Source organism: Anaerobium acetethylicum, from assembly GCF_900096945.1.
In the GTDB taxonomy this organism is placed as follows: Bacteria; Bacillota; Clostridia; order Lachnospirales; family Lachnospiraceae; genus Anaerobium; species Anaerobium acetethylicum.
The window spans coordinates 1-11718 of sequence record NZ_FMKA01000060.1 but is presented as its reverse complement, the minus strand read 5'-3'; the positions used below and the strand labels follow the sequence as shown (position 1 = coordinate 11718).

General features: G+C 41.9%; 6 protein-coding genes. All 6 read left to right on the top strand.

Annotated elements, in window-relative coordinates:
- Window positions 1-429 precede the first annotated feature (429 nt).
- The 6 genes from BJR36_RS19180 (at window position 430) to radA (ending at window position 11066) form a co-directional block, all read left to right on the top strand.
- Window positions 430-2469 (top strand): dockerin type I domain-containing protein, encoded by a 2040-nt coding sequence (locus tag BJR36_RS19180; RefSeq protein ID WP_091237045.1) that lies wholly within the window; start codon window positions 430-432, stop codon window positions 2467-2469.
- A 12-nt stretch (window positions 2470-2481) separates the two neighbouring features.
- Window positions 2482-4605, top strand: a complete 2124-nt coding sequence (locus BJR36_RS19175) for a cadherin-like beta sandwich domain-containing protein (protein WP_091237044.1) — start codon at window positions 2482-2484, stop codon at window positions 4603-4605.
- Window positions 4606-5254: 649 nt separating this feature from the next.
- Complete coding sequence (locus BJR36_RS19170) at window positions 5255-5641, top strand: GntR family transcriptional regulator (RefSeq protein WP_408605746.1); 387 nt, start codon at window positions 5255-5257, stop codon at window positions 5639-5641.
- Window positions 5642-5733: 92 nt separating this feature from the next.
- Complete coding sequence (locus BJR36_RS19165; protein WP_091237043.1) at window positions 5734-8199, top strand: ATP-dependent Clp protease ATP-binding subunit; 2466 nt, start codon at window positions 5734-5736, stop codon at window positions 8197-8199.
- Between the two features lie 169 nt (window positions 8200-8368).
- Window positions 8369-8782: an endosialidase gene (locus BJR36_RS19160; RefSeq protein WP_091237042.1), complete on the top strand. Its 414-nt coding sequence runs from the start codon at window positions 8369-8371 to the stop codon at window positions 8780-8782.
- A gap of 913 nt (window positions 8783-9695) precedes the next feature.
- Complete coding sequence (gene radA / locus BJR36_RS19155) at window positions 9696-11066, top strand: DNA repair protein RadA (protein ID WP_091237041.1); 1371 nt, start codon at window positions 9696-9698, stop codon at window positions 11064-11066.
- The last annotated feature ends 652 nt before the right edge of the window (window positions 11067-11718 follow it).

Sequence of the window (11718 nt, the reverse complement as noted above, 5' to 3'; positions counted from 1 at the left end):
CAGCAAAAGCATAAAAGGAGCTTCAAAAAGTGATGCCATCAGCATAGCATAAAATGGCACTCCTGAATACGACGCCGAGTTTTGAATCACTTACCTATAATGAAGTAAACATGCCTAAAGATGGCAAAGTAATTGTAAACGTTCAGGGACAGTCCCTTTATGCCGAAATAGGTAGGAGAGACTGATACATCAAGATATAAGTTAGTGTGCTGACACATTGACACTTAAGCTAATGACGCTGAATTAGTTTTCATTCTGCAAGGCGGAGGAATGAGGCGTAGCGGTGGCTACGCTGATTGACAACAACGCCGCAGATGGAAACTAAGACAAGACATTTGTCAAGATGTCAACGTGTCAGTGCACTAGTTTGACAGAAACAATACGGAGATTTTGCAGTTTGATTTAGCAAAAACAGGAGAGGGGACTTCTATGAAAACAGTAATCAGGACAAAATTGAAACACATTTTTGTGGTGGCAGCATTTGTGGGCATTCTAAGCGCAGGCATATATATATTCAATACCGTAAGTGAGGCGTACACGGAACAAAGCGGCACGGTGACGTCGATTTCCGGAGGAGCAGTGAATGTCAGATCCGGGGCGGGAACCACTTTTGAGAAGGTGGCAGCAGCTCCCTTCGGGCAGGCTGTAACAGTTATAGACGAGACGACAGCTTCAGATGGATACAAGTGGTATAACATCAAGTACAATTCTGTAACCGGCACGATTACTGGCTGGATGAGATCGGACTATATTCTGATTACTCCTGTTTCAGGCGATCCGTCGACCGATGCCGATTTCGAAGCATATCTGAATGCGCAGGGATTCCCTGAAAGCTATCGGGTCTATCTCAGGGACCTGCATGCGAAACACCCGAACTGGGTGTTCAGGGCGCAAAATACAGGGCTGGACTGGAATACAGTAATTAATGAGGAAAGTAAGCTTGGAACAAATCTTGTGTCATCATCAAGCCCATCATCGTGGAAATCAACACAAGATGGAGCATATAATTGGGATACGGGAAAATGGATCGGGATGGATACCTCGAACTGGGTAGCTGCTTCAGAAGGAATTGTCAAATATTTTATGGATCCTAGAAATTTTTTAGTAGATGGAAGTTCAATACTTCAGTTTGAATCATTAAGTTTTGCGAATACTCAAAACAAAACGGGGATTGCTAATATTTTATCGGGATCTTTTATGGCTACGGATAATTATTATCGGATTTTTTATGAAGCTGGTTTTGATAATAACATTAGTCCTTATCATCTGGCGTCAAGATCATTACAGGAAGTCGGATATAATGGAAGTGGAAGCAGTAGTGGCACATATTCAGGGTATGAAGGATTCTATAATTTCTTTAATATTGGATCAACACCTAATGCCGACGGAAGTGGAGCTCTTGTCAATGGTTTGATTCGAGCGAAGAAAGAAGGATGGACGAGCCCTGAGTTATCGATTAAAGGTGGAGCGAAATTTGTTGGTAACAACTATATTTACAAAGGACAAAACACCCTTTATTACCAAAAGTTTAATGTGGTTTATTCTGGAGGGTATGGTCTCTATAGGCATCAATATATGACGAATATACAGGCACCAACTTCAGAATCTACTAAAATGAAAAAAGCTTATACTGATTTTAATGCATCAGCTATAACATTTATTATTCCTGTATATAAAAATATGCCAGATATTGCAGCAGAAAAACCAACAAAAGATGGAAGTCCTAACAATGTATTAGCTTCCTTAGTGGTAGATGGATATTCATTAACTCCGTATTTTGAAAAATTCACAGAGGATTATTCATTGATTGTACCTAGTGATGTGAATTCTGTTCAGATTGGTGCAACAGCAGTAGCTACTAGTGGAGCGAGTATTAAAGGTGTAGGGGTAAAAGAACTTCAACCGGGAGAGAATAAAATTGATATTCAATGTACGGCTGAAAATGGAGATGTTAGAAATTATACAATTACAATAATCAGAACAGTTGAAGAAATAAATCCAGGAGCTGAGGGTGAGAATGATCCGGACGGTGAAGATGATACAGCAGATAATTTTGTGATTGAAAGTAATTATAAAATTGATGAATTTATCAGTGGAATTGAGCCGGGCACTTCAAGCGAACAACTAATTTTGAATATTAAGGTTGCGGGATATAATGTAAAGGTTACAGATTCAAGTAATGCTATTAAAACTGGTAAGATTATGACAGGCGATAGTGTTCAGATATACAAAGATAATGTTTTGGTAAAAGAATATCCGGTTGTAATTTATGGCGATGTGACAGGGGACGGCAATATTGATAGCCTGGATTTGCTATATATTAAACGACACACTTTGAATATAAAAGCATTAAGTGGGATTTATGTAAATGCAGCGGATACCAATAAATCAAACGATGGTATAATAAATGGTTTGGATTTGTTATATATTAAAAGACATGTTTTAGATATTAAAAAAATAGTGCAGTAGAAAGGTGTAGTTATGAATACAATAAAAAAAATTATTAGTGTAATGGCGTTCTTTGTATTAGTGTTTGCTTTTAATATGAGTCAAGTAAATGCGTCTGCTGCTACAATAACAGTATCAGGTGGTGGGGAATATAAAGTTGGTGATACGGTTACAATTTCTGTAAAAATAAATGGTGGATCAGAAGCAATCGGATATGTACAAATGGAATTGTCAGGGTATTCTCCGGTTTTGAGTAATGCAAGCGGAAATAAGATTATAATTACTGATACTGAAATAACTTCGGCAATAGGAACATATACATATACTTTTGAAGCAAAAGAGGCAGGGACTGTAAAAATATCTGTTGTTCCTCGCGAAGTATACAGATTAAATCCTGTTGAAGGTGAAAGCGATGCGATGTCTGTCTCGGCTTCATCTACAACCGTAACGGTAGCCGCACCAAAAACAGCATCGGCTAACAACAGCCTGAAATCCCTACAGATCAATCCAGGTACATTATCTCCTGCTTTTTCGGGGGCTACATTGAAATACAGTGCAACGGTACCAAACAGCGCCACAAAAATCACGGTATCGGCAACTCCTACTGACAGTACAGCAAAAGTCACATCGGTGAGCGGAAATACCAATCTGGCGGTAGGCGCGAATACTGTCAAAGTAGTGGTAACTGCGGAAAACGGTGCGACAGCAACCTATACAGTTGTCGTCACAAGAGAAGCTGCCGCTCCTGCGAAAGAAGAAACAGAGGAAGTGAAAGAACCGGAGAAGACTGAAGAAGAAACAGAAGAGCCCGCTGTAACCGAGGAGGTTCTTGAGGTTGCATTCGGCACCCAGCTTTTCCATGTATACAATGAATTTTCGGACAGCAGGATACCTGAAGGATTTGAAAAAACAACAGCGACATACAGTGGCCAGGAAATTTCAGCGGTCAAGAGCACTGTGGGAGATTTGGTGTTGGTATATCTGGTTGACGAGAATGATGAAAACGGAGCTTTCTACGTATATAATCCAGAAACTAATGAATTTAGTGAATTTGTAAAGGCCACAGGAACAGCCAACAGCTATTACATCCTCTCTCCGGGAACTTCGGTTGCAATTCCGGAAGGCTATACCGAGACAACGGTCAAGCTTGGCGAAAAGACTGTCAAGGCATGGCAGACGGATGCAGAAGAGAAAAAGGACTTCTTTCTCGTTTATGCAATGAATGCGGAAGGCGAAAAAGGATTTTACATGTATGACTCTGCGGAGGGAACATTCCAGAGATTTATCGTTTCTGCGTCAGAAGAAGCTGCCAGTGAAGAGGTATCTGTGCCTGAGGATACGAAAATTTTAGAAAAGCAGCTGGGCGAACTGAATAATAAATATGCCGACGAGGTCAATATGCGTCTGAAGGGATTCTCAGTCCTGGCAATCGTTGCATTTTTACTGTTTCTTGCAAATGTCAATCTTCTGATCAAGATGAAAGGCATGAAGGATGATTATGAGAATCCTGAGCAAGAAGAGCAAGAGGAAGAATCGGAAAAAATCGAATTAGAGGCCTATGGGGCTCTTGATGAGATGGAGAATCCTGATGAGGATAGCGAAGACGAAGATAGCGATTTCTTCAAGGCTGACCTGGAAGCAGATGACGAAAACAGTGAATTTCCTGAGGATCGATTTGAGGAAGAGCTGAACGAAGACCAGCAGGAAAACATGTTTGCTGAAGAAACGGATGAACTTGAAGGGCAGACCGAAATTTTTACGGATGCTGATGCAGATATTGATTCGGGTGAAGAGCTTGAGGAAGCCTATAAAAAAGGCGGAATGCCTGACATTGAAGCGGCTTTGAACAAATTCATCGTTGAGGAAATAGCAAAGGATGAACCGTTGATTGAGGAACCGGCAATGGAAAGGTCTGCAAGTGAAGCAGCTTCAAGCGAAAAGTTTGTAAGTGAAGAACCTGTAAGTGAAGAACCTGTGAGAAATATGTCTGTGGAGGAATACGCAAAAGAGGAAACTTCAAAGACAGAGAAGAGCATGGGATTTAAAGATAAAATTAAAGGCAGCATCATGCATAAAAAAGCGGCAAAGAATAAAAATGTTCAGAATGAAGATGATGATTTCAGTTTTGAATTTGTAGATCTCGATGAAGACAATTAAGGTTGAACTGAATATTTTTTAAACAGAAGGGGATTCCGGCGGCGAAAGGCTGCCGGAATCTTTTTGATATATAAGAGTGGAGTGTCAAAAGCCCATTTACAAAATGGTATTCGTCAATTTACACAAGGTTTTGCAATGAGGACGTCATACAAAACATGTTGATTCGCAGCGCGCTCTCGCTTAGATGAAGACGTAGTGGTACGTAAGGCCGCAAAATACGCGGCCTAAGTGCCAACGTCTTCATAAAGCTGCTCATCAATTCATGTTTTGTATGACTGTGCTACAGTTGGGGATTGTGCAAATTGACGAAGCCGAGGTTTACGATGGGCTTTTGACACTTTAACCTATATAGAAAATTCCTCGAATTTCCTATATATCAAAAACGCTCCGCGAGGAGGCGCATGACGCGCAAGAAGAAAATGTCGCAGAAGCGACTGCGTGTCAGCGCGAGAGTTTCGCAAGATGAATGCTTCGTGAAGTGAGCAGAGTTGGATTAGCCAAAAGTAGCCGGATACTTTGGGGATTGACATATAAAACCATGTGTTATAACATGAGTATAACAGTTGTACGGTCTTCCACTGCCGTTCCGGCGGCGGATTCAGACTGCAGTCATCAGATAAATATTCTGACAGGAACAGAAGGTGATTTTATGGTTATAAAAATAGATATTGACTTCAACAGCGAAGAAGCAATCTATATCCAGTTGAGAAATCAGATTATAGTCGGAATAGCGACTTCCCAGATCCAGGAAGGTGATGCACTTCCTTCGGTGAGGCAGCTGGCAGAAAATATCGGTATCAACATGCATACTGTCAATAAGGCATACCTTGTTTTGAAACACGAGGGTTTTTTAAAACTGGACAGGCGGAAAGGTGCTATCATTTCGTTGGAAAACGGAAAGGAAGAGGCGCTCCTGGAAATGCGGAAGGACATGTCGGTTCTTCTGGCAAAAGGAAGGTGCAAGAACATCAGCTGCCAGGAAGTACACAGGATGGTTGATGAGATATTCAGTGAATTTGGACAAGATCCCAGGTAAACAGGAAAAGATAAATTGACGCCGCGGGATATATTCCGGGCAGGATTTTTTTACAACATTCCCGTATTTTACGGAATCAGGAGGGAAATAATATGTATAACCAATATACGGAAAAAGCTGTCAAAGCATTGGAAATGGCCAGAGCAGCAGCGAAAGAACTGAAACACAGCTATATAGGAACGGAGCATCTGCTGATTGGCCTTATAAGGGAAAAGACAGGGGTTGCGGCGGCAGTTTTAAGCAACGGCGGCATAGAGGAAAAGGCGCTGATTGAATTGATCAACCAGCTTATTGCCCCTGCCGGATCCTTGAAAATATCTGAAAAGGAAGGCTATACGCCAAGGACGGAAAAGATCCTTGAGGAAAGTGCAAAGGAAGCTGCCCACTTCAAGGCGCAGAAAATAGGTACAGAGCATATACTGATGGCGATCATCAAGGACACGGACTGTATCGCAGCGCGCCTTCTGACTACTTTGGATGTCAATATACAGAAACTTTATGTCGAGACTCTGGTTGCAATCGGCGAGGATGGAAACCGCTATAAGGAAGAGTTTCAGAATGGAAAGCCTGTCAAAAAGCAGGCGGATGAAATGACGCCGACATTGAACCAGTACAGCCGCGATCTCACTGAACTGGCTAAAAACAACAAACTGGATGTGGTCATAGGCCGAGAAAATGAAATTTCCAGGGTGATCCAGATTTTGAGCAGAAGGACAAAGAATAATCCATGTCTGATCGGCGAGCCGGGAGTTGGCAAGACGGCCATCGCGGAAGGGCTCGCAAACAGAATCGTGATGGGAAGCGTTCCTGAAACAGTGAAAAATAAAAGAGTTGTGACTCTCGATCTGTCCGGAATCGTGGCAGGATCAAAGTACCGCGGCGAATTTGAAGAGAGAATTAAAAAAGTGCTGAAGGAAGTCACAGAAGCGGGAAATATACTTCTTTTTATCGATGAGCTGCACACGATTATTGGCGCAGGCGGCGCGGAAGGAGCGATTGATGCTTCGAATATTTTAAAACCGTCTCTTGCCAGAGGGGAAATCCAGCTGATCGGCGCAACAACAATTGAAGAATACAGAAAATATATCGAGAAAGATGCGGCACTGGAAAGAAGGTTCCAGCCGGTGATTGTCGAGGAGCCGACGGAAGCTGAAGCCATCGAGATTTTGAAAGGTCTCAGGGCAACATATGAAACCCATCACCGCGTGAAGATAACAGATGATGCGCTTGCGGCGGCAGTTACGATGTCGGCACGGTATATTAGCGACAGATTTCTGCCGGATAAGGCAATCGATCTGATTGATGAAGCTTCGGCAAAAGTACGCCTTGGAAGCTACAAAGTGCCGGACAGCATCAAGAAGCTGGAAGAAGAGATAAACAGCCTGGAATTGTCAAAGGAAGACGCCATCAAAAATGAAGCATATGATGAAGCGGCAGCCCTTAAAAAAGAGCAGCAGCAGAAAGTTAAAAAATTAGAGAAACTTAAGATAAAATTCGAAAGGGATGCGGTTCTCAAAGATACGATAGTCGATGAGAACAGCATTGCAGACGTCGTGTCCAACTGGACCAAGATACCGGTGAGCAAGCTTGCAGAAGGAGAGACGGAAAGGCTCAGGAAACTGGAGACAATTCTTCATAAACGTGTAATTGGACAGGAAGAGCCGGTACTTGCAGTTGCAAGGGCAATCAAGCGGGGCAGGGTCGGCCTTAAGAGCCCTAATCGTCCGATCGGATCATTCCTTTTCCTGGGACCGACAGGCGTGGGAAAAACCGAGCTGTCAAAAGCACTTGCGGAAGCCATGTTCGGTACGGAGCAGGCCCTGATCCGTGTTGATATGTCTGAGTATATGGAGAAACACAGCGTTTCCAAGATGATCGGGTCACCTCCGGGATACGTGGGATACGATGAAGGCGGACAGCTCAGCGAAAATATAAGACGTCACCCGTATTCGGTTGTTCTCTTTGATGAAATCGAGAAGGCACATCCGGATGTGTTCAACATCCTTCTTCAGGTTCTGGACGACGGCCATATTACAGACGCCCAGGGAAGAAAGATCAATTTCAAAAATACGGTTATCATCATGACTTCAAATATCGGGGCGCAGGCTATAGTAGAACCGAAGAAATTAGGATTTGCGGCAGTTGACGATGAGAAAAGCAATTACGAGTCGATGAAGAAGAATGTAATGGATGAAGTGAAAAGGATGCTGAAGCCGGAATTCCTGAATCGTATCGATGAGGTAATGGTATTCCATTCACTTGGCAAGGAGCATATCAAGAAAATCGTTACTATTATGCTTAAGGAATTGGAAACACGATGTAAGGCACAGATGAACATCACCCTCAATATCAGAGACTCTGTAAAGAACTATATCTTCGAGGAGGGATACGACCCGAAATACGGAGCAAGGCCTTTAAGGCGCGCAATCCAGAGCAAAATCGAGGATAAAATAGCGGAGGAAATCCTGAACGGCAATATACAATCCGGAGACGAGGTTACCCTTGGAGTTCGAAACAAGGAGCTGAAATTTTCTGTGAAGGACCGGATAAATGACTAGCAAAAATCAGTTATATACTATATAATAAATGGATAAAGACACAGTTGCATTGACAGCAGGTAAAGATTGGCCGGAATGACTGAATAGTTGCGATCGTAGATATAAGTCAAATGTTATGTAATGGTTTCGCATGAAACAGAATGTTGTCAAAATTAGGAGGGTAAATAGAATGGCAGTAGTTGAAGAGTTAATACGCACTGAAGAAGATGGAACGATCAGTTTCGGAAATTATTTATTAAATACCAAATCAAAGGTGCAGGATTTTGAACATAACGGTGATTTATATAAGGTAAAAACATTCAAAGAGATTACAAAACTGGAGAAAAACGGGATGTTCGTTTACGAGTCAGTTCCGGGAACAGCTGTTACCAATTTTATGGCAACTGCAACTGGCGTTGATTTCTTTGTAGAAGGAACAGAAGATGCTCAGATAACGCTGGAATTGAAAGACGACACCGAATACAGGATTTTCATCAACGATTCGAATGTCGGCCAGGTGAAGACTAATATGAGCGGGAAGCTGATGTTAAGCGTTGAACTTGGGATTTCAAAAGAAGTACATGTAAAGATTGCAACACTGTAATTTCACCTTAGATAATTGAGGCTTTTGGTCGAGGGATTGCCGGGAAGTTCCGCAGAGCTGTAATGCAGCCGGAGGAAACCTGAATATAAGAATGCAGGTTATGATAGGGAATAAATAAAATAATGAATAGACAATCCGGATGGTTTTGGGGCGTTGTCCTGTTTTTATAGAACAACGCCTTCAAATCCGGGAATAAAGTGAAATACATGGCTGGGGTGATTCTGCTTCCGACATGTATTTTTTTTGCGTTTTTTACTATATGAAAAGATGGCGGTATCCCAAAGGGCTTAGGGCAATGGCCGGAGATATTATAATCACCGGGATTAGAAGGGAAAGGCATTGCATGAGCCTGTGTTTGCTCCTATGATATAAAGAAAGAGTATCAATTTGCATATAGACAAAAACAGGCTGATATGGCATAATGAACGTATGTTCGATAAAAGTACAAGCAGTGATGGCTGTAGAAAATGGTATGTCGAACATAGTATATTTGATACAACCGATGGTTAGCTGTTGTTAACAGCAGATCGGCAAATGCTTTATAGAATAATCGGCCTCAGGTAAAAATTCGGACAGCTATTCCGTATCTATAATAAAAAGGGCATATGTGCAGAATATGTAAGCGGGCTATCTAAGAGAAATATACAAGAAAAAGATATAAAAAAGATATAAAAAAATATAAAAAGGATGTAAAAAGATATATGAGAGAGATATGTAAGAATGAATATAGAAGTAAGTCATAGAAGTAAGTCATAGAAGTAAGTCATGTAAGTAAGTCATGTAAGTAAGACATATAAGTAAGATGTATAGGAATGATATGGAAACAAAAATAGAAACAAGAAATAGAAGTAAGAAATGAAGCAAGAAATAGAAGAAGACGTATAAGCTGAGTATAAAAAAAGGGAGAATACACATGGCTAAAGGTAAAGATATGATTTTTTTCTGCCAAAGCTGCGGTTTTGAATCGGCAAAATGGCTTGGGCAGTGTCCGGGATGCAGAGAATGGAATACTTTTGTGGAGGAACCGAAAGCGCCGAAAACGGCAGGAAAAAAGAACATGCCAGGAAGAATGTCAGTAGCGTCCGAGCCGACAAGGATAAGTGATATAGAAACGAATGACGATGAGAGAATTCTGACTGAGATCGGAGAATTGGACCGGGTTCTGGGGGGCGGCGTTGTTCCAGGATCTCTGATTCTGGTTGGCGGTGATCCGGGGATAGGAAAATCGACTCTTCTTCTTCAGGTATGCAAGAGGCTGACAGATAAGAAGAAATCGGTGCTTTATATTTCTGGTGAGGAATCCCTGAAACAGATAAAACTCCGTGCAAAAAGAATCGGGGAATTTTCCGGAGATCTTCTGCTATTGTGTGAGACCAATCTTGATACAATAGAAGATGTAATAAACAAGACCAAACCTGATATTGTTGTGATTGATTCTATACAGACCATGTACAAAGAAACGGTATCATCTGCCCCGGGAAGCGTATCTCAGGTAAGGGAATCAACAGGAATCCTTATGCAGATTGCAAAAGGCCTTGGTATTGCCATATTTATTGTCGGCCACGTAACAAAAGAGGGCGTGGTGGCTGGCCCAAGAGTTCTGGAACATATGGTTGATACGGTGCTTTACTTTGAAGGGGACAGACATGCTGCATACAGGATTTTAAGAGGTGTCAAGAACCGTTTCGGGTCGACGAATGAAATTGGTGTTTTCGAAATGAGGGATAAAGGCCTCGAGGAGGTGGCAAATCCTTCGGAATTTATGCTAAATGGAAAACCAGAAGGGGCTTCGGGATCGATTGTGGCCTGTTCGTTGGAGGGAACAAGACCTATACTTGTTGAGGTTCAGGCTCTGGTCTGCCATAGCAGTTTTGGGATCCCGAGAAGAACAGCGGTAGGAACTGATTTTAACAGGGTGAATCTTCTGATGGCAGTCATAGAAAAACGTATGGGTCTGCAGTTATCAAACAGCGATGCATACATAAATATTGCTGGAGGAATAAAAATGACTGAACCGGCAATAGACCTGGCAATCGTAATGGCAATTGTGTCGAGCTATAAAGAGAGGCCGATCGATGAAAAGACAATTGCATTCGGGGAGGTAGGGCTCAGTGGTGAAGTCCGTGCTGTGAGCATGGCAGAGCAAAGGGTACTGGAAGCTAAAAAACTTGGGTTTACGACCTGTATTCTTCCAGAAGCATCTGCGGCTGCGTTAAAATCAATCAAGGGTATTAAGATCCTGGGGGTCAGTGGGATAAGGGACATAGGTACTCTTTCGTTTTAACAGATAGGGTATTCTTGCTTATAGGAAAGAACTTTGAGAGGGCGGCTGTTTTAGCTGCCCTGTTGGAAAGGGTAGAAAATGCCGCCGAGATGCAGCAGGCTGAAAATAAGCAGCTGACAGTTGGGTTTCGGGTGAGTAGCAGGAATATGTATGAATGAACTATTTTATATGACTGACATAGATACGGCTGCAAACAGCGGACGGAAACAATTGTATAAAATGTTGTGAAAAAATACACAATTTATGCATAAAAGCTGTAAAAACTTTCTTTTTTCAAAGTGTTGACATATCATCCCCCGTCTGTTAAGATAGTCCTTGTCGCTGAAACGCCTAGAAATAAGCCTTGCAGCACAAATTGTCGAATTTTTTTAAAAAATATATAAAAAATAAAAAAATAAAAAAACTTGTTGACAAACAAAAGCAGACATGGTAAACTGACTAAGTCGCTTGAGTGAGCAACACGAAAACGACAACACAGAACATTGATAACTGAACAGTGAAACAACCTTGAAAATTCAAAACCAGACAAAGTCTGGAAAAGAGATTTCATGATCGGCCTGGACTTAGTATCCGGCCAATCAAAGAACAGTGTCGAGAGACACGACCTAAAAAACAGTAAAATATGACCGAGTAGCATCGGCATATACGGAAA

Coding starts and splice junctions, on each gene's coding strand:
- BJR36_RS19180 (WP_091237045.1), top strand. CDS start 430: ATGAAAACAGTAATCAGGACAAAATTGAAACACATTTTTGTGGTGGCA.
- BJR36_RS19175 (WP_091237044.1), top strand. CDS start 2,482: ATGAATACAATAAAAAAAATTATTAGTGTAATGGCGTTCTTTGTATTA.
- BJR36_RS19170 (WP_408605746.1), top strand. CDS start 5,255: ATGGTTATAAAAATAGATATTGACTTCAACAGCGAAGAAGCAATCTAT.
- BJR36_RS19165 (WP_091237043.1), top strand. CDS start 5,734: ATGTATAACCAATATACGGAAAAAGCTGTCAAAGCATTGGAAATGGCC.
- BJR36_RS19160 (WP_091237042.1), top strand. CDS start 8,369: ATGGCAGTAGTTGAAGAGTTAATACGCACTGAAGAAGATGGAACGATC.
- radA (WP_091237041.1), top strand. CDS start 9,696: ATGGCTAAAGGTAAAGATATGATTTTTTTCTGCCAAAGCTGCGGTTTT.